Source organism: Tenacibaculum sp. IB213877 (assembly GCF_034043975.1).
In the GTDB taxonomy this organism is placed as follows: Bacteria; Bacteroidota; Bacteroidia; order Flavobacteriales; family Flavobacteriaceae; genus Polaribacter.
Genome location: NZ_JAXCHH010000001.1, coordinates 453,754 through 477,249 on the forward strand (window position 1 = coordinate 453,754; position 23,496 = coordinate 477,249).

26 protein-coding genes are annotated in these 23,496 nt (G+C 31.2%); 12 read left to right on the forward strand and 14 right to left on the reverse strand.

The window, feature by feature from the left end; all coding sequences use genetic code 11:
• The first annotated feature begins 43 nt into the window (after positions 1-43).
• From serC to SLH33_RS01935, 9 genes are all read left to right on the forward strand, one after another.
• On the forward strand, positions 44-1,108 hold the full coding sequence (gene serC / locus SLH33_RS01895; protein ID WP_320417367.1) for a 3-phosphoserine/phosphohydroxythreonine transaminase: 1,065 nt from the start codon (positions 44-46) through the stop codon (positions 1,106-1,108).
• Between the two features lie 87 nt (positions 1,109-1,195).
• A complete protein-coding gene (locus tag SLH33_RS01900) occupies positions 1,196-2,152 on the forward strand; it encodes a D-2-hydroxyacid dehydrogenase (RefSeq protein WP_320417368.1) in 957 nt (318 codons plus the stop codon).
• 19 nt (positions 2,153-2,171) lie between these two features.
• The gene (locus SLH33_RS01905; protein WP_320417369.1) at positions 2,172-3,410 is read left to right on the forward strand and encodes a DUF1015 domain-containing protein; all 1,239 of its coding nucleotides are present in this window, start codon (positions 2,172-2,174) and stop codon (positions 3,408-3,410) included.
• Positions 3,400-4,080, forward strand: a complete 681-nt coding sequence (locus tag SLH33_RS01910) for a YggS family pyridoxal phosphate-dependent enzyme (RefSeq protein WP_320417370.1) — start codon at positions 3,400-3,402, stop codon at positions 4,078-4,080. Before SLH33_RS01905 ends, SLH33_RS01910 begins: the two co-directional genes overlap by 11 nt.
• Before the next feature lie 103 nt (positions 4,081-4,183).
• A complete protein-coding gene (locus SLH33_RS01915) occupies positions 4,184-5,281 on the forward strand; it encodes an exonuclease domain-containing protein (RefSeq protein WP_320417371.1) in 1,098 nt (365 codons plus the stop codon).
• A gap of 22 nt (positions 5,282-5,303) precedes the next feature.
• Positions 5,304-6,125, forward strand: coding sequence for an ion transporter (locus tag SLH33_RS01920; RefSeq protein ID WP_320417372.1), 822 nt, complete (start codon positions 5,304-5,306; stop codon positions 6,123-6,125).
• A 2-nt stretch (positions 6,126-6,127) separates the two neighbouring features.
• Positions 6,128-7,027: a tRNA (adenosine(37)-N6)-dimethylallyltransferase MiaA gene (gene miaA / locus SLH33_RS01925; protein WP_320417373.1), complete on the forward strand. Its 900-nt coding sequence runs from the start codon at positions 6,128-6,130 to the stop codon at positions 7,025-7,027.
• Positions 7,027-7,851: a DUF1853 family protein gene (locus tag SLH33_RS01930; RefSeq protein WP_320417374.1), complete on the forward strand. Its 825-nt coding sequence runs from the start codon at positions 7,027-7,029 to the stop codon at positions 7,849-7,851. The genes miaA and SLH33_RS01930 overlap by 1 nt, the downstream gene beginning before the upstream one ends.
• A 12-nt stretch (positions 7,852-7,863) precedes the next feature.
• The gene (locus tag SLH33_RS01935; protein WP_320417375.1) at positions 7,864-8,253 is read left to right on the forward strand and encodes a hypothetical protein; all 390 of its coding nucleotides are present in this window, start codon (positions 7,864-7,866) and stop codon (positions 8,251-8,253) included.
• A 1-nt stretch (position 8,254) separates the two neighbouring features.
• Here SLH33_RS01935 and SLH33_RS01940 read toward each other — a convergent pair whose 3' ends face one another.
• From SLH33_RS01940 to hisG, 9 genes are all read right to left on the reverse strand, one after another.
• Entirely contained in the window at positions 8,255-9,178 is a 924-nt protein-coding gene (locus SLH33_RS01940) for an EamA family transporter (protein WP_320417376.1), read from the reverse strand.
• Between the two features lie 93 nt (positions 9,179-9,271).
• Entirely contained in the window at positions 9,272-9,859 is a 588-nt protein-coding gene (hisIE, locus tag SLH33_RS01945) for a bifunctional phosphoribosyl-AMP cyclohydrolase/phosphoribosyl-ATP diphosphatase HisIE (protein WP_320417377.1), read from the reverse strand.
• Entirely contained in the window at positions 9,856-10,608 is a 753-nt protein-coding gene (gene hisF, locus SLH33_RS01950) for an imidazole glycerol phosphate synthase subunit HisF (protein WP_320417378.1), read from the reverse strand. The genes hisIE and hisF overlap by 4 nt, the downstream gene beginning before the upstream one ends.
• On the reverse strand, positions 10,602-11,315 hold the full coding sequence (gene hisA, locus SLH33_RS01955) for a 1-(5-phosphoribosyl)-5-[(5-phosphoribosylamino)methylideneamino]imidazole-4-carboxamide isomerase (protein WP_320417379.1): 714 nt from the start codon (positions 11,313-11,315) through the stop codon (positions 10,602-10,604). Before hisA ends, hisF begins: the two co-directional genes overlap by 7 nt.
• The gene (hisH, locus tag SLH33_RS01960) at positions 11,312-11,893 is read right to left on the reverse strand and encodes an imidazole glycerol phosphate synthase subunit HisH (protein ID WP_320417380.1); all 582 of its coding nucleotides are present in this window, start codon (positions 11,891-11,893) and stop codon (positions 11,312-11,314) included. Before hisH ends, hisA begins: the two co-directional genes overlap by 4 nt.
• Positions 11,894-13,033, reverse strand: coding sequence for a bifunctional histidinol-phosphatase/imidazoleglycerol-phosphate dehydratase HisB (gene hisB / locus SLH33_RS01965; RefSeq protein ID WP_320417381.1), 1,140 nt, complete (start codon positions 13,031-13,033; stop codon positions 11,894-11,896).
• Positions 13,030-14,058 carry a histidinol-phosphate transaminase gene (gene hisC, locus SLH33_RS01970; protein ID WP_320417382.1) on the reverse strand — a complete coding sequence of 343 codons (1,029 nt, stop codon included), beginning with the start codon at positions 14,056-14,058 and terminating at the stop codon, positions 13,030-13,032. The genes hisB and hisC overlap by 4 nt, the downstream gene beginning before the upstream one ends.
• On the reverse strand, positions 14,051-15,340 hold the full coding sequence (gene hisD, locus SLH33_RS01975) for a histidinol dehydrogenase (protein ID WP_320417383.1): 1,290 nt from the start codon (positions 15,338-15,340) through the stop codon (positions 14,051-14,053). The genes hisC and hisD overlap by 8 nt, the downstream gene beginning before the upstream one ends.
• Positions 15,340-16,197, reverse strand: a complete 858-nt coding sequence (hisG, locus tag SLH33_RS01980) for an ATP phosphoribosyltransferase (RefSeq protein ID WP_320417384.1) — start codon at positions 16,195-16,197, stop codon at positions 15,340-15,342. Before hisG ends, hisD begins: the two co-directional genes overlap by 1 nt.
• Before the next feature lie 328 nt (positions 16,198-16,525).
• Here hisG and SLH33_RS01985 point away from each other — a divergent pair, with 328 nt between their 5' ends.
• On the forward strand, positions 16,526-16,687 hold the full coding sequence (locus SLH33_RS01985) for a hypothetical protein (RefSeq protein WP_320417385.1): 162 nt from the start codon (positions 16,526-16,528) through the stop codon (positions 16,685-16,687).
• A 75-nt stretch (positions 16,688-16,762) separates the two neighbouring features.
• On the opposite strand, the gene SLH33_RS01990 is transcribed toward SLH33_RS01985, so the two are convergent.
• Positions 16,763-17,914, reverse strand: coding sequence for an SAM-dependent methyltransferase (locus tag SLH33_RS01990; protein WP_320417386.1), 1,152 nt, complete (start codon positions 17,912-17,914; stop codon positions 16,763-16,765).
• 65 nt (positions 17,915-17,979) lie between these two features.
• On the reverse strand, positions 17,980-19,749 hold the full coding sequence (gene typA, locus SLH33_RS01995) for a translational GTPase TypA (RefSeq protein ID WP_320417387.1): 1,770 nt from the start codon (positions 19,747-19,749) through the stop codon (positions 17,980-17,982).
• A gap of 242 nt (positions 19,750-19,991) precedes the next feature.
• Here typA and fahA point away from each other — a divergent pair, with 242 nt between their 5' ends.
• Both fahA and SLH33_RS02005 read left to right on the forward strand, forming a co-directional pair.
• The gene (gene fahA / locus SLH33_RS02000) at positions 19,992-21,272 is read left to right on the forward strand and encodes a fumarylacetoacetase (RefSeq protein ID WP_320417388.1); all 1,281 of its coding nucleotides are present in this window, start codon (positions 19,992-19,994) and stop codon (positions 21,270-21,272) included.
• A 265-nt stretch (positions 21,273-21,537) separates the two neighbouring features.
• The gene (locus SLH33_RS02005; protein WP_320417389.1) at positions 21,538-21,882 is read left to right on the forward strand and encodes a hypothetical protein; all 345 of its coding nucleotides are present in this window, start codon (positions 21,538-21,540) and stop codon (positions 21,880-21,882) included.
• Between the two features lie 46 nt (positions 21,883-21,928).
• On the opposite strand, the gene SLH33_RS02010 is transcribed toward SLH33_RS02005, so the two are convergent.
• Genes SLH33_RS02010 through SLH33_RS02020 form a run of 3 tightly spaced genes read right to left on the reverse strand, consistent with a single transcriptional unit; the run spans position 21,929 to position 23,467 of the window.
• Positions 21,929-22,189 carry a hypothetical protein gene (locus SLH33_RS02010; protein ID WP_320417390.1) on the reverse strand — a complete coding sequence of 87 codons (261 nt, stop codon included), beginning with the start codon at positions 22,187-22,189 and terminating at the stop codon, positions 21,929-21,931.
• Positions 22,190-22,200: 11 nt separating this feature from the next.
• Positions 22,201-22,494 (reverse strand): hypothetical protein, encoded by a 294-nt coding sequence (locus SLH33_RS02015; protein WP_320417391.1) that lies wholly within the window; start codon positions 22,492-22,494, stop codon positions 22,201-22,203.
• 4 nt (positions 22,495-22,498) lie between these two features.
• Positions 22,499-23,467: a deoxyhypusine synthase family protein gene (locus SLH33_RS02020; protein WP_320417392.1), complete on the reverse strand. Its 969-nt coding sequence runs from the start codon at positions 23,465-23,467 to the stop codon at positions 22,499-22,501.
• Positions 23,468-23,496: the final 29 nt, after the last annotated feature.

The following is a 23,496-nucleotide window of genomic DNA, read 5'->3' on the forward strand; positions in this document are numbered from 1 at the left end:
ACACTATTAAAATTGCATCTTTGTATAGCAAATAACTACTTGTATGAAAAAACACAATTTTAGCGCAGGACCTTGTATTTTACCTGAAGAAGTTTTGCAAAAAGCTTCAGAAGCTGTTATTAATTTTAATAATAATGATTTATCATTAATTGAAATATCGCACAGAAGCGCACCTTTTGTTGAGGTAATTGAAAATGCTCGTAACTTAGCCTTAGAACATCTTAATTTACAAGATAAAGGCTACTCTGCATTGTTTTTACAAGGTGGTGCCAGCATGCAATTTTTAATGGTTGCATACAACTTATTAAACAAAAAAGCGGCTTATTTAAATACAGGTACTTGGAGTAGCAAAGCCATAAAAGAAGCTAAATTGTTTGGTGATTTGGTTGAAGTAGCTTCTTCAAAGGATAAAGATTTCTCTTATATTCCAAAGAATTATGAAATTCCTGCGGATGCTGATTATTTCCACTGCACCAGTAATAATACTATCTACGGAACTCAAATGATGAGTTTCCCAGAAACTTCTGTACCGATGGTATGTGATATGAGTTCTGATATTTTTTCGAAAAGAATAGATTTTTCAAAATTTGATTTGATTTATGCCGGAGCGCAAAAAAACATGGGGCCTGCAGGTACAACTTTAGTAGTTGTGAAGGATGAAATTTTGGGTAAAGTACAACGTCAAATCCCATCAATGTTAAACTATCAAGTTCATATTGAAAAGGACAGTATGTTTAACACCCCTCCTGTTTTTCCTGTGTATGTGTCAATGCTGACCCTACAATGGCTAAAAGATCTAGGCGGAATTGAATTTATTGAAAAAGTAAACAACCAAAAAGCAGAATTATTATATACTGAAATTGATAGAAATCCCCTGTTTAAAGGATTTGCCGCCAAAGAAGATCGTAGTGTTATGAATGCTACCTTTAATTTAGTTGATAAAGCTTTAGAAACGAAGTTTGATGCTATGTGGAAAGAAGCACGAATCAATGGTTTACATGGGCATAGATCAGTGGGGGGATATAGAGCAAGTATGTACAACGCATTACCTTTATATAGTGTACAGGCTTTAGTAGATGTAATGCAAGAATTAGAAAGAACAAGTTAAAAATTCACGTCATTACGAACAAAGAGAAGTAATCTTTCAAAAGATTGCCGCTTCATTTCACTCCTCGCAATGACAATATTATATTAAATGAAAATATTAATAAACGACGGAATATCGAAAAGCGGAGAACTCCTTTTACAAGAATCAGGATTTGAAGTATTGAATGTAAAAGTAGCTCAAAACCAATTAGAAAATTATATCAACGACAATCATATTGATGCACTTTTAGTTAGAAGTGCTACTCAAGTTAGAGAAGAATTAATTGATGCTTGTCCTAGCTTAAAATTAATTGGTCGTGGTGGTGTTGGAATGGAGAATATTGATGTTGAATACGCCATAGACCAAGGTTTACACGTTGTAAACACTCCAGAAGCGTCTGCTGAAAGTGTTGCTGAATTAGTTTTTGCGCATTTATTAGGTATGGTGCGTAATTTACATCAGTCTAACAGAGAAATGCCTTTAGAAGGTGATAGCAATTTCAAAACACTTAAAAAACTATATCTAGGAACCGAATTAAGAGGTAAAACTTTAGGGATTGTAGGTATGGGACGTGTTGGAATTGCTGTGGCAAAAATAGCAATCGGTTTAGGTATGCAAGTGATAATGACAGACGATTCTACTGATGAGGTAACAGTTGATTTAGAGTTTTTTGATGGTCAAAAACTTCATTTTACCTTAGCTTCTACTGATATTAACGAATTGTACCAACAATCTGATTTTGTTACCTACCATATTCCTACTCAAAAAGAATATGTAGTTACTGAAACAGAATTCAATAAAATGAAAGATGGTGTAGGAATTATCAATGCTTCTCGTGGTGGAATTATTGATGAAGTTGCTCTTATAAATGCTATTGATAGCGAGAAGGTTAGATTTGCAGGTTTGGATGTTTTTGAAAATGAACCAAACCCTGAGGTGCAATTATTAATGAATCCTAGTTTATCACTTTCGCCACATATTGGTGCTTCTACTATTGAAGCACAAGAAAGAATTGGTATGGAGCTAGCTAAAAAGGTAATAGAATTACTTAAAGATCAATTCTAAATCCTTATAAAATCAATTTATGGCAATTGTAAAACCATTTAAAGCAGTACGTCCTACTCGAGATAAAGTAGCCTTAGTTTCTTCTAAATCGTATGATATTTATTCTTCAAACGAACTAGAAGCAAAATTAAGTTACAATCCGTTTACATTTTTACATGTAATTAATCCGGGGTTTAAATATCATAAAAAGGAAGTTTCTGGTGAACAACGCTTTAAATTAGTGCATAACCGATATTTAGAGTTTAAAGAAGAAGGGATTTTTACCCAAGAAGAAAAACCTGCTTTTTATATTTATCAAAAAACAACACAAACTAAGTCATTCTGTGGTATCATAGCTGCGTCTTCGGTGGAAGATTATCATAATGATGTTATCAAAAAGCACGAAGGCACGTTACAATCAAGGGAGTTGTTGTTTGAAAATTATTTGAAAAACACCGGTTTCAATGCTGAACCTGTACTCCTCACCTATGCAGATAATGATGAAATCACCAATATCATCAATAAATATAAAGATCAAAGAGCTGAGTATGAATTCAGTACTTCAGATAAAGATTTTCACTTGTTATGGGTAGTTACTGATGAAGAAGATGTGCAAAAAATAACCAATGCCTTTAAACAAGTTGATACCTTATATATTGCTGACGGACATCATCGTTCGACTTCTTCATGTTTGCTAGCGCAAAATTTAGCTAAAGAAAACCCAAATCATACCGGAGAGGAAGATTACAATTTCTTTATGAGCTATTATCTACCTGAAAGTCAGTTAAGTATTTATGAGTTCAACCGATTTATTAAAGATTTAAATGGTTTAACTCCTGATGAGTTTTTAATTGAACTAGATGCTTTTTATCGCATTGAAAAACGCGGTCAAGAATTATTCAAACCCAAACAAAAGCATTGTTTTTCAATGTATTTAAATGGTGAGTTTTATGCCTTGTATCTGCGTAAAACTGCCTATGAATTTACCGATATTTTGAGTTCATTAGATTCAGAAATCTTATATCAAACGGTTTTAAAACCTATTTTAGGTATCAATGATATTAGAAATGCCTCTAAAATCATGTATTCACAAGATAAATCGGACGGTTTAGAACTCAAAACCAAAGTAGATAGTGGTGATTTTAAAGTATCTTTTGGAATGCTTCCCGTAAGTGTCAATGATATTAAAGAAATTGTGGGCAATGGCTTAATGATGCCACCAAAAACCACCTATATAGAACCTAAATTACGAAGTGCCTTAACCATTTATGAATTTTAATATGTTTAAAGGAATCAAAGAAAAAATAAACCAAATCAAATCTGAATTACCAGAAAACGTAACCTTAGTTGCGGTTTCTAAAACCAAACCTGTAGCTGATATTCAAGAGGCTTATGATGCTGGACAGCGTGTGTTTGGAGAAAATAAAATTCAGGAAATGGTGGAGAAATATGATGTCTTACCTAAAGATATTCAATGGCATATGATTGGTCATTTACAAAGAAATAAGGTAAAATACATGGCTCATTTTGTTGATTTAATTCACGGGGTGGATAGTTTTAAAACCTTGAAAGAAATAGATAAACAAGCAAAGAAACACAACCGAATTATTAATTGTTTATTACAAGCTCATATTGCGGAAGAAGAAACCAAATTTGGTTTATCTTTTTCAGAAATTAAAGAAATTTTAGCTTCTGATGAGTTATCAGAATTAAAAAATGTAAATATTATTGGCCTGATGGGAATGGCTACTTTTACTGATAATGAAACTCAGCTTAAAAATGAATTTTTAGCATTAAAAAATCTTTTTGACGAGATAAGAAATAATGATTCAAACCTAACCGTTTTATCAATGGGAATGAGCGGAGATTATCAAATAGCAATAGATTGTGGTAGTACTATGGTTAGAATAGGCAGTTCCATTTTTGGTAGCAGAAATTACATTGTATAAATACCATGCTCATTTACAGTTAATTTTATTATCTTTGCGACAGAAAAAGAATTAATCACTCCCCTATTTTTTTAGTATAATTTTTAATTCAGGATACGTCTGTATGTATGCGATTTTAGATATCGAAACTACTGGTGGGAAGTTCAATGAAGAAGGCATAACAGAAATTGCTATTTATAAATTTGACGGACACCAAGTAGTTGACCAATTTATAAGTTTAGTAAATCCTGAAAGGGAAATTCAAGAATTTGTTGTTAAACTCACAGGCATTAACAACAAAATGCTTCGTAATGCACCAAAGTTTCATGAAGTTGCTAAACGAATCATAGAAATTACCGAAGGATGTGTTATTGTAGCTCATAACTCATCTTTTGATTATCGTATTTTGAAAACAGAATATAAAAGATTAGGATATAACTATCAGCGCAATTCTCTATGCACCGTTAATTTAAGTAAAAAACTAATTCCAGAACAACCTTCGTACAGTCTAGGTAAGTTATGTAGAAATTTAGGAATACCTCTTTCTGATAGACATAGAGCTACGGGCGATGCATTAGCCACTGTACAACTTTTTAAAATGTTGTTAGAAAAGGATTTGGAAAAAGAAATTATTCAAGCTTCTATAAAGTATATTGATAATAGAAATCATAAAAAGAAATTAACAGCTATTTTAGATACTGCACCAGAAACAGAAGGTGTGTTTTACCTACATAATGAACATGGTAATGTTATATATTTAGGCAGGGGCAAAAACATAAAAAAAGAAGTTAGTAAATTATTTTTAAAAAGCTCAAAAAGGGCTCAGAAAATAAGCGACAAGGTAAAAATGCTAACTTATGAAGAAACTGGAAATCAACTAATAACCCGGTTAAAATATTATATTGAATTAGAAGCTTTAAAACCAAGATATAATTTAATTAGAAAAAGAAAATTATCAGAAAAAACTTTTAGTCATCATCATCTAATTTTAGTTGATAAAGGTAGAATTCCTGAAGAGAACTCAATAGTACTCATTGAAAATGGTGAAGTTATAGGTTATACCTATACCAATCTTGCTTATCAAGAAAATCATTTAGATGTGTTAAAAAATATGCTTACCCCAATTGAAAATAAAGTACTTGCAAAAAACATAGTAAAAAATTATTTATTAAAAAATAAGGTTGAAAAAATCATCCGATTTCAAGTAGAAAATAATTTGTAATATTGTGTAAAACTTATCTTTTTTGAAAAAATTAGAGACAAAAAATCGTACTTGGCGTGAGATTTTACACGAAGTAATTTACGAAGCAGATACCCGTCAAGGTAAACTATTTGATATTATCTTACTAGGAATGATATTGATCAGTATTTTACTGGTAATGCTTGAAAGTATAAACGATATTGATGATAAATATCATGATCAATTATACATTGCAGAATGGGTGGTTACCATTATTTTTTCTTTAGAATACATTGTAAGGATCATATCTATAAGAAGACCGTCTAAATACATTTTTAGCTTTTATGGTATCATTGATTTTTTATCAACTATACCAATGTATTTATCAATGCTGTTTGTAGGAACACATAGCTTGGTAGCACTTAGAGCTTTACGATTGTTAAGGGTGTTTAGAATTCTAAAACTTTCTCGATTCATAGGGGAATCTAATCAATTAATGGTTGCTCTCAATGCAAGTAAGGCTAAAATTGGTGTTTTTTTATACTTTGTATTAATTGTGTGTATTATTTTAGGTACAGTTATGTATCTAATTGAAGGTGCAGACAATGGTTTTACAAGCATTCCCAGAAGTATTTACTGGTCTATTGTAACATTGACAACTGTAGGATATGGAGACATTGCTCCGCAAACAGCATTAGGACAATTTATAGCAAGTATTACGGTAATTATTGGTTATGCTATTATTGCTATACCTACAGGAATTGTAAGCTCTGAAATGACGAAGAATAAAGTCAACCTTAACACACAATCTTGTCCTAACTGTTCTTATGATAAACATAGAGATGATGCTGAATATTGCTACCATTGTGGCACAAAATTAAATTAACAATGAACACATTAATTGTTATTGTAGGTACTACTGCTATTGGTAAAACTGCATTAAGTATCAAACTAGCTCAGCATTTTCATTGTAATATCATTTCTTGTGATTCAAGACAGTTTTTTAAAGAAATGACAATTGGTACCGCCGTTCCTGATAAAGACGAATTAGCCTCAGCAACACATCATTTTATTCAAAACAGAAGTATTTTTGAGGAATATAGCGTCGGAAGTTTTGAAAAAGATGCTTTAACAAAGCTAAATGAACTTTTTCAAAAGAATCCTATACAAATTATGGTGGGTGGTAGCGGATTATATGTTGATGCTGTTGTAAAAGGATTAGATTTCTTTCCTGATGTAGATCCTGAAATACGAGTAAATTTGACACAACAACTGGAAGAAAAAGGAATTGAACATCTTCAGCTGCAATTAAAACAACTTGATCCTAAAACTTTTTCAACCATTGCATTAGATAATCCTCATAGAGTTATCAGAGCATTAGAAATTTGCATTGGTACTGGTAAAACCTATTCTTCTTTTAAAAACAAACCCAAAGATCCTCGTAACTTTAACATCATAAAAATTGGACTAAACGCTGACAGGGAAATCATTTATGATAGAATTAATCGTAGAGTTGATATAATGATGGAAAATGGTTTATTAGAAGAAGCCAGAACATTACATCCTCATAAACAGCTTAATGCTCTACAAACAGTAGGTTATCGTGAGTTATTTGATTTTTTTGATGGTAAGTTCGATTTAGATTTTGCAGTATCAGAAATCAAAAAAAACACACGTCGTTTTGCCAAGCGTCAATTAACTTGGTTTAGAAAAGACGAGGATATTATTTGGTTTGATTATGCTGATGATGCAAAAAACATCATAAAAACAATTGAAGAAAAATTATAGTGTCAATACCTTTAAACAAAGCGTTACAGCTCCAATATCAAGGTTTTTTACAAACTCCTTTTTTATGGCATAGTTCTATAGTTGAAAATCTACAACAGTTTGATTTACAATGTACTCATGTTAGTTTACTTATAAAAGAGATTAAACGTGAAACTAGATTAGGAAAACTGGTTGAACAGTTTGTTTTTCATCAATTAAATCAAGATAATTCAATTAAAACTTTAGCTGAAAACATTCAAATTCAAAACGGAAAAATAACGTTGGGTGAAATAGATTGTTTATTAGTAAAAGATAGTAAACCTATTCATTTAGAAATAATTTACAAATTTTATTTATATGATGAATCGGTTGGAGACACAGAAGTTGAACATTGGATAGGTCCTAATAGGCGTGATAGTTTAATTGAAAAACTAACTAAACTTAAAGAAAAACAACTTCCACTACTCTACCATCCTTTAACAAAACCGATTTTAGATGAGTTAAAGTTGTCTTCAGATAAAATAAAGCAACAAGTATATTTTAAGGCACAACTTTTTGTTCCGTTACAAGACTTCGGAAAAGAGTTTGAACTTATTAACAACAGCTGTATTGAAGGTTTTTATATTTATGAAGAAGAATTAGAACAGTTTTCAAATTGTAAGTTTTATATACCCACAAAGCACAATTGGTTAATAAAACCTTTTACTCAAATACATTGGCTGAACTATAACGATTTCAAATCAAAACTTTCAATATTTTTAGCTGAAGAAAACAGTCCACTTTGTTGGGTAAAAAAGCCAAACGGAGAAATGATGAAGTTTTTTGTAGTTTGGTGGTCTAAATAAAATGATATTATTATGAAAAAGTTTCATGTTTTATATTTACTTATTCTATTAAGCTTTTCTTCTTGCTTAAAAGATGAGCCTATTCCTTCTTGCCTAGATTTAAATGTGGAAAAACAAAGTACTATTGGTCCTATTGAGGCTGAAGTGTACACAACTAAAAAAATAGCTTGTACGATTAGTAATAGCTGTAAATTTCCTATCGAAATATTTGAAGCTGAAATTGATAACGATACTAATAATGAGTTTCGTTTAGAAGGAATTAGTAAAGGAACTAAAATTACGGGAACATTAAACTTTAATTTAGTGTCTACACCTCAAACCAAAGGAAACAAAACAGCATCGGTTACTATTTTATCCGATGATGGAACTATTCATTTACAAGTAGGTTTTAAAGGCATTTAAACTAGCCTAAATTATCGGATTCAGGTACCGTTAGGTTTGTTTTTCTCTTTCGAGAAGTGATAAAATAAACTCCTGATAATAAAACAATTGAAGCAATTATAGATTGAAGTGTTAATTGCTCATCTAAAAAATACCATCCTAAAAGCAAAGCTACAACCGGATTTACATACGCATTGGTTGATACTTTTTCAGGCGAAACTACTTTTAACAAATAATTAAACGCTGTAAATGCTACAATACTTCCAAAAAGTATTAATAATACCATAGATAATTGTGCTTTTGACGACCATTCTAACGGAGATGACCAACTTTCATTAAATAATAATGAGCTAATTGACAGTAAAACACCACCTATAACCATTTGATATCCGGTACTTACAAAAAAGTTTTTATGCAAATTTGCTTTTGCTACAAATACACTTCCATAACTCCAACTAAGCAAGCATGTAAAAATCATAAAGGTTCCTAATAGTGTTCCTTCGGAAGCAACAATATCATTTTGACTAACCAATAAATACATTCCTACAAAGCCTAAAACCACTCCAATTATAGACTTTTTTTGCATTTTTTTTCGATCAATCAATCGCATTAATAATAAAATAAAAAGAGGCTGTGTAGAGGCTAATAAAGCAGCAAAACCACTATCAACATACTTGAGAGCCCAAACAAAAACACCATTCCCATACACTAAGAATAAAAATCCTGCCACAGCAGAGTTTATAAGTTGTTGTTTGGTTATTTTGATTGAAAACTGTAATAATCTGGCTATTAATAAAATTAAAGACCCTGATATAAAAAACCTAATTGAAGCTAATGACAACGGTGATACCTCAGAAACTACAATTTTATTCAACAAGTAAGTAGATCCCCAAATTACATAAATTGAGAAAAATGCTATAACAATTAAGAGTTTGGATTCTCTCATGTAATTTGTTTTTTAAGTTTGGTTGATTAAAAAAATAACCGATAGCAAACAAACATTGTCTACTATCGATTTTCAAAACAAATATAGGTAAAGTTACCTTCTTCCTTTTAAAACTTCTTCAATTTGTGAGAAAGAAAATCCTTTCGCTTTTAGTAAAATTAAATAATGGTATAATAAATCCGCAGCTTCGTTTTTAAATAAGTCGATATCATCATCTTTTGCTTCAATAACTAATTCTACAGCTTCCTCTCCTACTTTTTGTGCTACTTTATTGATCCCTTTTTTAAAAAGCTGATTTGTATATGAGTTTTCTGCATTAGAATCAATACGATTTGATATGGTTTTTTCTAATTCATATACAAATCCTTTTGAAGTTTCTTCTGGAAAACAAGAAGTCGTTCCTTTGTGACATGTTGGGCCTTTAGGATCTGCTTTAATGAGAATAGTATCCTGATCACAATCAATCAAAATATCTTTAACAACTAAAAAATTACCACTTTCCTCGCCTTTTGTCCACAGCCTGTTTTTACTTCTGCTAAAAAAAGTTACTCTTTGTTCAGATTGCGTTTTTTCAAAGGCTTCTTTATTCATATACCCCAACATCAACACTTGTAATGTGAAGTAGTTTTGAATGATGACAGGAACTAATCCGTCTTTATTTTTTGAAAAATCTATATTCATCGTATGGCTATATTTTGTGTTTTTAAATAATTTTTTAAGTCTGGGATAGGAATTTCTCCAAAGTGAAAAATACTAGCTGCTAAAGCTGCACTTGCTTCAGTTTTGTTGAAAACATCTGTAAAATGCTCTTCTTTTCCAGCTCCTCCAGAAGCTATAATAGGAATATTAATTTCTTTACTAACTTCATTTGTAATATCTAAAGCAAATCCTGCTTTTGTTCCGTCGTTATTCATAGAAGTCAACAGAACCTCTCCTGCACCTAGTTCTTCTACTTTTATTGCCCAATCTATTGTTTTTAATGCGGTTTCTTCTCTTCCTCCTTTCACAAATACTTTCCATTCTCCATTTACAAACTTGGTATCAATAGCAACAACAATACACTGGCTTCCAAACTCATTAGCTAATCCTGAAATTAACTCAGGTCTTTTTACTGCTGATGAATTAATACTGATTTTATCTGCTCCCGCTTTTATGAGTTTAGAAACATCATCAACGGAATTAATTCCACCTCCAACCGTAAACGGAATATTAATTTCTTTGGAAATCCTTTCTACTAAATTAATTAGAGTTTTTCTGTTTTCAATAGTGGCTGTAATATCTAAAAACACCAACTCATCAGCCCCTTGTTTCACATAAGATTTTGCCAATCCTATAGGATCTCCTGCATCAATAATATCTACAAAATTTACGCCTTTTACCGTTCTTCCATTTTTGATATCTAAACAAGGAATTATTCTCTTCTTTAACATAATTTCTGCAATTGTTTTAACGTTATTTTCCCTTCATAAATAGCTTTACCAATAATAACACCTTCGCAACCAATTTCTTTTAATTTTTGTAAATCTTCTAAAGATGATACGCCACCGCTAGCAATGAGATTTACATCTGTTTTTTGGAGGATTTCTTTATATAAAGTATTGGATGTTCCTTGAAGCATACCATCTTTTGCAACATCTGTACAAATCACGTTTTTTATACCTATTTCTTCATAATCAGTAATAAAATCAATTACATCTATAAAAGATGTTTCTTGCCAACCTTGAGTTGCTATTTTTCGGTCTTTACAATCGGCTCCTAAAATGATCTTATTAGTTCCATACTTTTTCAACCAACTCATAAACATTTCAGGGTTTTTAACTGCTATACTTCCACCGGTAATTTGATTGGCTCCACTTTCAAAAGCTATTTTTAAATCTTCATCTGATTTTAATCCACCTCCAAAATCTATTTTTAAGTTGGTTTTTGAAGCTATTTCTGCTAAAACATTGTAGTTTACAATGTGTTTAGATTTTGCTCCATCTAAATCTACTAAATGCAAAAATTGAATTCCGTTGTCTTCAAACTGTTTAGCTACTTCTAACGGATTTTCATTATATACTTTTTTAGTATTAAAATCTCCTTTGGTAAGTCGAACACACTTACCGTCAATGATATCTATAGCAGGTATAATTCTCATAATTCTAAAAAGTTTTTTAAGATTTGCTCACCCACACTTGCTGATTTTTCTGGGTGAAACTGTGTTGCATAAAAATTGTTTTGCTGAATTGCTGCACTAAACGGTAAAATGTAATTACAAACGGCTACTGTTTGTTTACAAATTTGTGCGTAATAACTGTGTACATAATACACATCATTATAAGCATTTACCCCTTTAAATAAACTACCAGATATGTAATCAAAATCATTCCAACCAATATGTGGGACTTTATCTTTTGGAGGGAACAACTTCACTTCCGAATCAAAAATACCAAGGCATTGGGTGTTATTTTCTTCAGATGATTTACATAGCAATTGCAATCCCAAACAAATACCTAAAACAGGTTGTTTTAGTTGTTTTATAACAACATCTAATTCTTTTTCTTTGAGGTATTTCATTGCAGAACTTGCCTCTCCAACTCCTGGAAAAATAACTTTATCAGCCTTTTTAATTTGCTCAATATCATCCGTTATTTCGCATTCAAAACCCAATCTTTCAACTGCATTTTGAACTGATTTTATATTACCAGCATTGTATTTAATAATAACTACCTTCATTTATAACATTCCTTTGGTTGATGGTAAAATCATTTTTTCTGCATCTCTTTTAACAGCGGCTTTTATTGCCTTAGCAAATGCTTTAAAAACTGCTTCTATTTTATGGTGTTCATTAGTTCCTTCTGCCTTTATATTTAAGTTACATTTTGCTCCGTCGGTAAAAGATTTAAAGAAGTGAAAAAACATTTCTGTTGGCATTTTACCAATCATTTCTCGTTTAAAATCAGCTTCCCAAACCAACCAGTTTCTTCCTCCAAAATCAATAGCTACTTGCGCTAAACAATCATCCATTGGTAAACAAAAACCATAGCGCTCTATACCTAATTTATTACCCAAAGCTTTATAAAAAACCTCTCCTAAAGCTATTGCGGTATCTTCAATAGTGTGGTGCTCATCTACTTCTAAATCGCCTTTTACTTGAACAATAAGATCTAACTGACCGTGTCGTGCAATTTGATCTAACATATGATCAAAAAAAGCAATTCCTGTATCTATAGAACTTTTACCTGTACCATCTAAATTCAAATCGATTTTTATTTGAGTTTCATTGGTATTTCTTTCAATAGAAGCTGTTCTGTCTTGTAATTTTAAAAATTCATAGATTTCTTTCCAATCAGTAGTTTCTAAAGAAATAAAAGGTTGTAATTCTTCATTTTTTACTGAAATTTCTTCATCACCAATTCTATTTTCCGCAGTAATCAAAATTCCTTTTGCTCCCAAGTTTTTCGCCAATTCTATATCTGTTAATCGATCTCCAATCACCAATGAATTTTCTAAATCATAATCCTTAGAAAAATAGTGAGTCAACAAGCCAGTATTAGGTTTTCTGGTTGGTGCATTATCCGCAGCAAAAGTTTTATCTATTACTACTTCCTCAAACTCAATACCTTCATTTTTAAAGGACTGCATAATAAAATTTTGCACCGGCCAAAAAGTATTTTCAGGAAAACTATCCGTTCCTAATCCATCTTGATTGGTAACCATTACTAATTGATAATCAAGCTCTTTTGAGATTTTACTCAAGTATTGAAATACTTGTGGATAAAACTCTAATTTCTCAAAACTATCTAATTGATAATCAGATAGTGGCTCAATTACCAATGTTCCGTCTCTGTCTATAAATAATACTTTTTGCTTCATGTTAGGTTTTGTAAAGTGTTGATTAGTTTTTCATTTTCTTCTGGTGTGCCAACAGTAATTCGGATACAGTTTTTTACCTGTGTAGTTCGGTTTCTAATAATAATTTTTTGCTGAATTAAATACTCATAAACTTCCGTGGCATTATCAATATCTACCAATAAAAAATTAGCCTCAGATGGATACACTTTGTTTACTTTTTTAATAGATGTTAATCGTTCTCGTAAGCGTTTTCTTTCCGCAATAAGTTGATTAATCCTTTGCTTCACTTCAACTTGATTATCCAAAGCATTTAATACTGCATTTTGATTAATAGTACCTACGTTGTAAGGATGTTTTACTTTGTTAAAAAGTTGAATTATTTGTGAATTTGCATAGGCAATTCCCACTCTAACCGCTGCTAAGCCCCAAGCTTTACTAAAGGTTTGACATACAATTAAGTTGTTGTATGTATTGATTTTATTGATGAATGAAGCTTGAGAACTGAAATCGATATATGCTTCGTCAACAATTACAATTCCGTTAAAATTGTTGAGAATAAACTCTATATTTTGAATATTGATATTGTTTCCTGTCGGGTTATTAGGAGAGCAAATAAAAATGAGTTTTAAGTTTTCATCACTAAAATACGTTTGTAACTGACTAGTATTTATTTGAAAATCATCAACTAACGGTAATTTAATTAGGTCAACATCATTGATATTAGCCGACACTTCATACATACCATAGGTTGGAGTAAAAGTCAACGCTATATCTTTTCCTGGTTCACAAAAAATTCTGAAAGCCAAATCGATTACTTCATCGCTACCGTTTCCTACAAAAATTTGATCTGTTTTAACATTTTTTAGCTTAGAAAGCCTTTGTTTAATAGCTTTTTGCTGTGGATCTGGATATCGATTTAATTCTCCATACGGATTTTCATTTGCATCTAAAAACACATCCGCAGTTCCTTTGAACTCATCTCGTGCCGAAGAATATGGAGCTAAATTCCAAATGTTCTTTCTAACTATGTTTTTTAAATCAGTCATTTTGAAGTGATTTTAATCTGATTGTAACTGCATTTTTATGCGCTTGTAAACCTTCTGCTTCCGCCATCAATTCAATAGCATTTCCTATATTTTGAATTCCTTGTTTTGATAATTTCTGAAACGTGATTTTTTTCACAAAACTGTCTAATGAAACTCCGCTGTAGTTTTTTGCATACCCATAAGTTGGCAACGTATGATTGGTACCTGAAGCATAATCTCCAGCGCTTTCACAACTATAATTTCCCAAGAAAACTGAACCAGCATTGGTTATTTCATCTATATAATCATTTGCTTTTTCAGAAGCTATAATTAGATGTTCTGGTGCATATTTGTTACTAAAATTGATACATTCTTCTATAGAATTCAAGAGAATAGCTCGACTATTTTCTAAAGCTTTTTGAGCGATTTCTTTTCGTGGTAATTCTTGTAATTGATTTTGTAATTCTTGTAACACTTTATTTAAAACCAACTGATCATCGGTTGCTAAAATCACCTGACTATCGGGACCATGTTCCGCTTGTGACAGTAAATCGGCAGCTACAAAACTCGGATTTGAAGTTTTATCGGCAATAACTAACAATTCGCTTGGGCCTGCAGGCATGTCAATAGCAATTCCTTGTAATTGAACCATTTCTTTGGCTTTGGTTACGTACTGATTTCCGGGTCCGAAAATTTTATATACCTGTGGGATGGTTTCTGTTCCGTAAGCCATCGCTCCAATCGCTTGTGCGCCACCAACTTTGTAAATTTTGGTGATTCCTACCAAGTTTGCTGTATATAAAATTGCAGGATTGATCTTTCCTTCTTTATTAGGTGGTGTACACAAAACAACTTCCTTACAACCTGCAATTTGTGCAGGCACACCTAGCATTAAAATGGTTGAAAACAAAGGAGCGCTTCCTCCAGGTATATATAAACCAACTTTTTCAATACCAACACTTTTTCGCCAACATTCAACACCTTTGGTGGTTTCAACAATCTTTGTTTCTTCTTGTTGAGATTTATGAAAAACTTCAATATTTTTTTTGGCAAGTTTAATAGCTGATTGTAAACTTTCATCAACTTGATTTTTAGCTTTTTCTATTTCTTCTTGAGAAACTTCCAAACTATCTAAACTTACATTATCTAATAACTGAGCATATTTTAATAAGGCTTTATCTTTATTGCGTTGTACATCAGTTAAAATAGTAGTAACCGCTTCATTTAATTGTGATTTTTCAATTTGTGAACGCTCACAAAGTGATGTCCATTCTGTTGTATTTGGGTTGATAAATGTTTTCATTATTGTATCATGTTTTCAATTGGACAAACTAATATTCCTTCAGCACCGGCAAGTTTTAACTCATCAATGATATTCCAAAAATCATTTTTATTGATAACTGAATGTAACGAGCTCCACCCCTCTTCAGCTAAAGGTAAAATGGTAGGACTTTTAATACCGGGAAGAATTTTTATGATATCATCAATTTTATTATTTGGAGCATTCAACAGTACATATTTGTTTTCTCTCCCTGCTAAAACTGATTGTAATCTAAATTGAACCTTATCTAAAATCTTTTGATTTTCGGCAGATATTTTTGGTGATTTTACCAAAGCTGCTTCTGAGGTTAGTAAGACTTCTATTTCCTTTAAATTATTCTTGAATAGTGTACTCCCACTTGAAACGATATCGCAAATCGCATCTGCTAAACCAATATTTGGTGCTATTTCTACTGAACCATTAATGATGTGTAAATTGGCTTCAATATTCGCTTTGGTTAAAAACTTTTGAACGGTATTAGGGTATGAAGTCGCAATTTTTTTTCCTTCTAAATCTTTTAAACCTTTAGCTTTTGAACCTTTAGGAACAGCTATGGAAACTCTACATTTTGAGAAACCTAGTTTTTCTACAACCTCAATGTTATTTCCTTTTTCAACCAGAACATTCTCGCCAATTATGGCCACATCTACTACTCCATCTCGTAAATACTGAGGAATATCTCCGTTACGTAAAAAGAAAACTTCTAACGGAAAATTTCTTGCTGAGGCTTTTAATTGATCTTTACCATTATCAATAGAAATTCCAATGGCTTTTAGAATTTGTAAGGAGTCTTCATTGAGTCTCCCTGATTTTTGAACTGCTAGTTTTAGTTTACTCATTTTTGGTTGTTTTGTTAATGTTTGAGTAAACCTTGGGAAAGAAAATCCTTATACAGAAGAATAAAAAAATCCGTTTGATCTACTCAAACGGATTTTAAATTTTATGGTTTTAATTACATACATAACATTCTTAATTCGCTTGAGTGCAAATATGAGAATGATGATGATGTAATTGAATGAATATCATTTCTTGTAATTGTTTGATGCAAATTTATGCGATTATTTTTTTAATATCCAAATTGTTTCACAAAAAATTTATACAAAATAACTTTTAGAATATTTATTTTATTGCTACATTACTGACTATTAACTATTTAAAATCGCAATTATGTTATCAAACATCAAAAATTCAGGAATTATTTTAAACAAAAAAGCACAACAGAAAATCAGTGGAGGAGCACGCCCAAGGTGTAATACAGATAGAGATTGCTTCCTAGCAACAGGTGATAGAACTGATAGATGTATAGATAATTGGTGTGTATTCTATTAAATAGTGTAAAAAACCACTAGAGTTTTTTCTCTAGTGGTTTTTTTAATTAACTAAACTTTTATTTGATTAAAAAACCTAAATCAAAGTTTCTAAATAATGTTCATCAATATGATAGATTTCCTTTAGATCATTGATCTTTTTATCAATTTGCTCTGTGTCTTTTTTCTTATTTGATTTTGAACCGATTAACATTACGTTTTTACGTGTGTGTTCATTACTGATAAACTCAAAGACTTTAGTATTATAACTATGTTTTTCAAGGATTAACGCTCTAATGGTATCGGTAACCATTTCAAACTGGCGCTCTTTAAAAATTCCATATTTCAACAGCGGACTCTCCTGCTCTACTCCTTTTACTTGTTGACGAATTTGTTTATGACAACACGGAGCACAAATTATCAATTCAGCTTTAGAAACCAACCCTTTGTAAATAGCATCATCTGTAGCAGTGTCACAAGCATGTAACGCAATAAGAATATCAATTTTATCATTGTCATATTCTTGAATAGGTTGCGCTACAAAATGTAAGTTTGTAAATGAGCATCTATCAGCAATATCATTGCAATAATTCACCAGGTTTTCTCTTAATTCAATACCTGTTACTGTGGCATTAAATCTTTTTTGATTAACTAAATAATCATACAAAGCAAAGGTTAAATATCCTTTACCAGATCCCATATCTACAATTTGGATTTGATTAGGAAGTTTAACTGTAGACAATTGAGCTTCAATAATTTCCAGATATTTATTGATTTGACGGTATTTATCTGCCATTTTAGGTATTACATTTCCTTGTTTATCTGTAATTCCTAAAAAATGTAAATACGGACTATTTTCAGCTCTTTTTTCTTTGGGCTTGTCGTGTGCTTCAGGTAATTTGTTTTTAAAACTAGGAGCTGAAGTTTTATAACTTACTTTTTTCTTTTTTGAAACAAAAACTAAAAAGTCTTTACCTAACGTGAACAAAGTTGCTGCTCTGAACTTTTCAGATAACAGATTTTCTAATTCGTGTATAGTTTCCTCTAAGGAATAGTTTTTAACTTGATCATTCGTAGTATATCTGTATAAAAACTGATAAGAAGTTTCTCCTTTCAATTGGATTTGACGCACATATACATTCGGTAATTCAAAGCTTTTACTAACTGGTTTGCTTAGGGTTAGTTTTACAAAATTATCTTCTTTGATACTCTTTTTTAACTCGTCAAATAATTGCTGTAACTCATTCATGTTGCAAAAATATAAAAGAAAACCCACCGTATTGGTGGGCTTTATAATTTTATTTTGATATAATTTTATCTAAAATCAATCTTACGCATACGTAAGCTTTCAGGAGTTACTTCTAAGTACTCATCATCTTTGATATATTCCATATATTCTTCTAATGACATATCAATTTTTGGAGCAATTTTTACTCCGTCATCAGAACCAGATGCACGTACATTCGTTAATTTTTTACCTTTAATTAAGTTTACAGCTAAATCATCTTGTTTAGCATTTTCACCTACTACCTGACCTTTATAAATTTCTTGGTTAGGATCGATGAAGAACTTACCTCTATCTTGTAATCTATCAATTGCATATGCAGTTGCTTTACCAGATTCTGAAGAAACAATAGCTCCGTTCACTAAGTCAGAGAATTCTCCTTTGTATTTATCATATCCACGTAAACGGTGGTTGATAATAGCTTCTCCTTGAGTAGCTGTTAATAATTTGTTACGTAAACCAATTAATCCGCGAGAAGGAATATCAAACTCTAAATGCTGTAAATCTCCTTTTGGTTCCATTACCAATAAATCTCCTTTACGCATGGTTACTAAGTTAATGGCTTTTGAAGCTAACTCTTCTGGAACATCAATAACTAAGGTTTCATAAGGTTCACACTTAACACCATCAATTTCTTTTAAAATTACTTGTGGACGACCAACTTGTAATTCATATCCTTCACGACGCATAGTTTCAATCAATACTGATAAATGTAGAATTCCACGACCGAAAACATTGAATTTGTCCTCTGTATCAGTATCCTCTACACGTAACGCTAAGTTTTTCTCTGTTTCTTTATATAGACGATCACGTAAGTGACGAGATGTTACAAATTTACCTTCTTTACCGTAAAATGGTGAGTTATTAATAGTAAATAACATACTCATTGTAGGCTTATCAACTTCAATACGAGGTAATGCTTCTGGATTTTCTAAATCGGCAATAGTATCACCAATTTCAAAATCATCAATACCAGTAACTGCACAAATATCTCCACTACGTACTTTATCCGTTTCAGCTTTACCCATTCCTTCAAAAACGTGTAACTCTTTAATACGAACTTTTTTAGTAGAACCATCTGCTTTACAAAGCATATAATCTTTGTTCTTTTCTAAATCACCTCTGTACACACGTCCGATGGCAATTCTTCCTTTAAAAGAAGAGTAATCTAACGAAGTAATTTGCATTTGAGGTGTTCCTTCTCTGTAGGGTGCTTCAGGAATTGTTTCTAAAACAGCATCTAACAACGGAACTATATTATCTGTTGGTTGTTGCCAATCTTCACTCATCCAACCGTTTTTAGCAGATCCATACACTGTCTTGAACTCTAACTGCTCTTCAGTAGCATCTAAAGCAAACATTAAATCGAAAACTTTTTCATGTACTAAATCTGGTGTACAGTTTTCTTTATCTACTTTATTTACAACTACTATTGGGGTTAATCCTAATTCTAATGCCTTCCCTAATACAAAACGAGTTTGTGGCATTGGTCCTTCAAAAGCATCTACCAATAATAAAACACCATCTGCCATTTTTAATACACGTTCTACTTCTCCACCAAAATCGGCGTGTCCAGGAGTATCAATTACATTAATTTTTACACCCTTGTAGTTTACAGATACGTTTTTAGATAAAATGGTAATACCACGCTCACGTTCTAGATCATTGTTATCTAACAATAAATCTGTACGTTCTTTACGCTCGTCCAAAATTTTTGCTTGATCTATAATTTTGTCTACTAACGTAGTCTTTCCGTGGTCAACGTGTGCTATAATTGCTATGTTTCTAATAGATTGCATAAGTGCTTCGTTAAATTTGGCGCAAAATTAGTGTTTCGAATTGATATGAACTAATTAAGTTACAATTATTTATACCTTTATAAAAACAATAAATAATATTGATAATCAGGTGTTTAAATAAATAATATCATCATTTGATTGTGATGGATTAGAACTTATAATTAATTTTTCCTTTTTTTATTGAACAAGTTTGTGATGCATTGAAAAAATATGTAGGTTTGAAAAAAATAAACAAATTTTAAATGAAAATTACCGCTAATAATCCTAATAGAAAATCTTGGTTAAAAATTAAACAAAACTCAGATTTCCCTATACAAAACATTCCGTTTGGAGTGTTTTTAACACGTGATGATATTATTACTATTGGAACAAGGATTGGAGATTTTGCTATAGATTTAGGAGCTTTACATCAACTTGGTTATTTTGAAGGTATTCCGTTAACCGACGATATTTTTTTACAAGATACTTTAAATGATTTTATTGCTGATGGACGCAAAACTTGGCGTTTAGTAAGAAATAGAATTGCAGATATTTTTGATGTAACAAATGGTAAATTACGTGATAACGCCGAACATAAGGATAAAATCATCTTTAGAATGGATGAAATTGAAATGTTGTTACCAGTAAGCGTTGGAGATTATACCGATTTTTATGCAAGTAAAGAACATGCTACAAATGTGGGTTCTTTATTTAGAGACCCTAAAAATGCATTATTACCAAACTGGTTGCATATTCCCATTGGTTACCATGGAAGAAGCTCTTCAATAGTACCATCAGGAACACCAATTAGAAGACCTTTAGGACAAACAAGACCAGAAGAAGGAAGTGATACTCCTGGTTTTGGACCTTCAAAATTATTAGATTTTGAATTAGAAATGGCTTTTATCACCACTGATGCAAATGATTTAGGAGATAGAATCCCTATTGAAGAAGCTGAAGAGCATATTTTTGGATTGGTTTTATTCAACGATTGGTCTGCACGAGATATTCAAGCTTGGGAATACCAACCTTTAGGACCATTTTTAGGTAAAAACTTTGCATCAACTATTTCTCCTTGGATTGTTACTTTAGATGCTTTAGAACCTTTTAGAGTTGATAACCCAAAACAAAACCCTAAGCCTTTACCATACCTTCAACAAAAAGGAAAACATAGTTTTGATATTAATTTGCAAATGGCTATTCAACCAGAAGGAAGTGAAGAAACTGTAGTTTGTAATTCAAACTTCAAGTATATGTATTGGACTATGGCGCAACAACTTGCTCATCATACAGTAAATGGTTGCCCTGTTGAAGCTGGAGATATGATGGGGAGCGGTACTATTTCTGGACCTACTAAAGACAGTTTTGGCTCTATGTTAGAATTGACATGGAGAGGTCAAAATCCGTTAAAAATGAAAGATGGTAGCGAACGTAAATTTATCAATGATAATGATACTGTAATTATGCGTGGTTACTGTGAAAATGATAATGTACGTATTGGTTTTGGTGAATGTGTTGGTAAAATATTACCTACAAAACAATAAATCATTTTTTATAAAAACAATATACAATCCCTTTCAAATTGAAAGGGATTTTTTATGCATTATTTTTCAAGATTTTTATACAACCAATTCAAAAATAAATTACTTTTATTTAACTTTAGTATATTATTAATTTTTGGTTGCCTATGTAACATCTTTTTCTTTAAATCCACGAGCAAAAACTAGGGATGGTTTTTTGCTAAAAGCTCTTTGGACTTGTTGTGGAAAACTTCCAAAAAAAATTAAATCACAATTAAATTTAAAGAAAATGAGAACGTTAATTTTAAAATCAATTTTTATATTATTTATTACTACAGGATTTACAATTAATTCTGCAATTCAAACAACAGCAAATCCAATTACTGTAATAGCTACTTTTGACGGTTATGATGAGTTTGGATATAACTTTTTATTTACCAATGATGAAGATGAAGAGGAAATTGTAAGTTTTGAAACTATTTCTGCAGAAATTTTAAAGACTTACAACTTAAAAGATGAAACACTTAAAGGAGAGCAATTTGAAATTACTTATGAATATATTACTGTTGAAGACGAGGATGAAGAAACCACAGTAGAAAAGGCAATTTTAAAGGCTATTAAGAAAATAAACTAAGTTATTTAGAATTAAAAATCCCATTTCAGTTGAAATGGGATTTTTTTTAAATTTTTGATAATTTATCAATTTTAAATACCACAAAGTCTTCATCATCTAAATCGTCCATGATTTCTTTGTATATAATTTCAAATCTTTGATTTTTAAATTGAGTTGTTTTCAAGTCAAATTCTGCTAATACATTTTTATTAATCTGTTCAAAATCAATTAAATCTCCACTTTCTAACTCAAATGTAAAATAACCATTAGTGTATTCTTTAAAAACACCAATTGTTGTAACTGATTGATTTTCATTATAAAAACTCATAATACAACTATTTAAAAGTCATCATCCTCATCATTTATATCATCAGAATAACTGAAATCATCATCATTATTATCAAAACTACTTTCATCATCTGAATAATCTTCCATTGTTTTTTCTAATTTAGTGCTAATTTTAACTAAATAAATGGTCTCATCTGTTTTAACTTCTATAGCTTTAATAGTTTCTCCTTTAGCATTTTGAAATGCAATGATATCGTCATAATCATACCCGTCTGGATATTTTTCTACTAATAGATCTAAAATATCTGTAGTTAGCTTCGAATAATCAACAATAACTCTTTTCATGAAATTACATGTTTAATAAATAGGCAAAAATTAATGGCGCTACTATAGTTGCATCACTTTCAATAATAAATTTAGGAGTATCAATATCTAATTTACCCCAAGTAATTTTTTCATTTGGTACAGCTCCAGAATATGATCCGTAACTGGTTGTAGAATCTGAAATTTGACAGAAATAACTCCAAAAAGGAGTATCTTCTCTTTCCATATCTTGATATAACATTGGTACTACACAAATTGGAAAATCTCCTGCAATCCCACCTCCTATTTGGAAGAATCCGATTCCTTTTTCCGAATTATCTGTATACCAATCTGCTAAAAAAGTCATGTATTCAATACCCGACTTCATAGTAGATGCCTTTAATTCTCCTTTTAATACATACGATGCAAAAATGTTACCCATTGTACTGTCTTCCCAACCTGGAACTACTATTGGTAAGTTTTTTTCTGCTGCTGCATACATCCAAGAGTTTTTAATATCTATTTCGTAATGCTCTTCTAAAACACCTGATAATAATAATTTATACATGAATTCATGCGGAAAATAACGTTCCCCACTTTCTTCTGCATCTTTCCAAATTTTAAGAATATGCTTTTGTAATCTTCTAAAAGCTTCTTCTTCAGGAATACAAGTATCTGTTACACGGTTTAATCCTTTTAATAAAAGATCCCATTCATCTTGAGGTGTTAAATCTCTATAATTAGGTACTCTTTTATAATGACTGTGCGCTACTAAATTCATGATATCTTCTTCTAAATTAGCACCTGTACATGATATGATATGTACTTTATCTTGACGAATCATTTCTGCAAAGATTTTACCTAACTCTGCAGTACTCATAGCTCCTGCTAATGAAACTAACATTTTAGAACCTTGTTCTAGCTGTGCTTCATAACCTTTTGCAGCATCTACTAATGCTGCTGCATTAAAGTGCAAAAAGTATTTTTCTATAAAATTTGAAATTGGCTTTTCCATTTTCTTTCTAGTATGTTTTCCCTTGATGG

Coding starts and splice junctions, on each gene's coding strand:
- hisIE (WP_320417377.1), bottom strand. CDS start 9,859: ATGAATATAGATTTTTCAAAAAATAAAGACGGATTAGTTCCTGTCATC.
- SLH33_RS01915 (WP_320417371.1), top strand. CDS start 4,184: ATGTATGCGATTTTAGATATCGAAACTACTGGTGGGAAGTTCAATGAA.
- hisD (WP_320417383.1), bottom strand. CDS start 15,340: ATGAAAACATTTATCAACCCAAATACAACAGAATGGACATCACTTTGT.
- hisA (WP_320417379.1), bottom strand. CDS start 11,315: ATGAGAATTATACCTGCTATAGATATCATTGACGGTAAGTGTGTTCGA.
- SLH33_RS01935 (WP_320417375.1), top strand. CDS start 7,864: ATGAAAAAGTTTCATGTTTTATATTTACTTATTCTATTAAGCTTTTCT.
- SLH33_RS02005 (WP_320417389.1), top strand. CDS start 21,538: ATGAGAACGTTAATTTTAAAATCAATTTTTATATTATTTATTACTACA.
- miaA (WP_320417373.1), top strand. CDS start 6,128: ATGAACACATTAATTGTTATTGTAGGTACTACTGCTATTGGTAAAACT.
- hisF (WP_320417378.1), bottom strand. CDS start 10,608: ATGTTAAAGAAGAGAATAATTCCTTGTTTAGATATCAAAAATGGAAGA.
- SLH33_RS02015 (WP_320417391.1), bottom strand. CDS start 22,494: ATGAAAAGAGTTATTGTTGATTATTCGAAGCTAACTACAGATATTTTA.
- fahA (WP_320417388.1), top strand. CDS start 19,992: ATGAAAATTACCGCTAATAATCCTAATAGAAAATCTTGGTTAAAAATT.
- typA (WP_320417387.1), bottom strand. CDS start 19,749: ATGCAATCTATTAGAAACATAGCAATTATAGCACACGTTGACCACGGA.
- SLH33_RS01900 (WP_320417368.1), top strand. CDS start 1,196: ATGAAAATATTAATAAACGACGGAATATCGAAAAGCGGAGAACTCCTT.
- SLH33_RS01905 (WP_320417369.1), top strand. CDS start 2,172: ATGGCAATTGTAAAACCATTTAAAGCAGTACGTCCTACTCGAGATAAA.
- hisG (WP_320417384.1), bottom strand. CDS start 16,197: ATGAGTAAACTAAAACTAGCAGTTCAAAAATCAGGGAGACTCAATGAA.
- SLH33_RS01990 (WP_320417386.1), bottom strand. CDS start 17,914: ATGAATGAGTTACAGCAATTATTTGACGAGTTAAAAAAGAGTATCAAA.
- hisH (WP_320417380.1), bottom strand. CDS start 11,893: ATGAAGGTAGTTATTATTAAATACAATGCTGGTAATATAAAATCAGTT.
- hisB (WP_320417381.1), bottom strand. CDS start 13,033: ATGAAGCAAAAAGTATTATTTATAGACAGAGACGGAACATTGGTAATT.
- SLH33_RS01910 (WP_320417370.1), top strand. CDS start 3,400: ATGAATTTTAATATGTTTAAAGGAATCAAAGAAAAAATAAACCAAATC.
- SLH33_RS01940 (WP_320417376.1), bottom strand. CDS start 9,178: ATGAGAGAATCCAAACTCTTAATTGTTATAGCATTTTTCTCAATTTAT.
- SLH33_RS01985 (WP_320417385.1), top strand. CDS start 16,526: ATGTTATCAAACATCAAAAATTCAGGAATTATTTTAAACAAAAAAGCA.
- hisC (WP_320417382.1), bottom strand. CDS start 14,058: ATGACTGATTTAAAAAACATAGTTAGAAAGAACATTTGGAATTTAGCT.
- SLH33_RS02020 (WP_320417392.1), bottom strand. CDS start 23,467: ATGGAAAAGCCAATTTCAAATTTTATAGAAAAATACTTTTTGCACTTT.
- SLH33_RS02010 (WP_320417390.1), bottom strand. CDS start 22,189: ATGAGTTTTTATAATGAAAATCAATCAGTTACAACAATTGGTGTTTTT.
- serC (WP_320417367.1), top strand. CDS start 44: ATGAAAAAACACAATTTTAGCGCAGGACCTTGTATTTTACCTGAAGAA.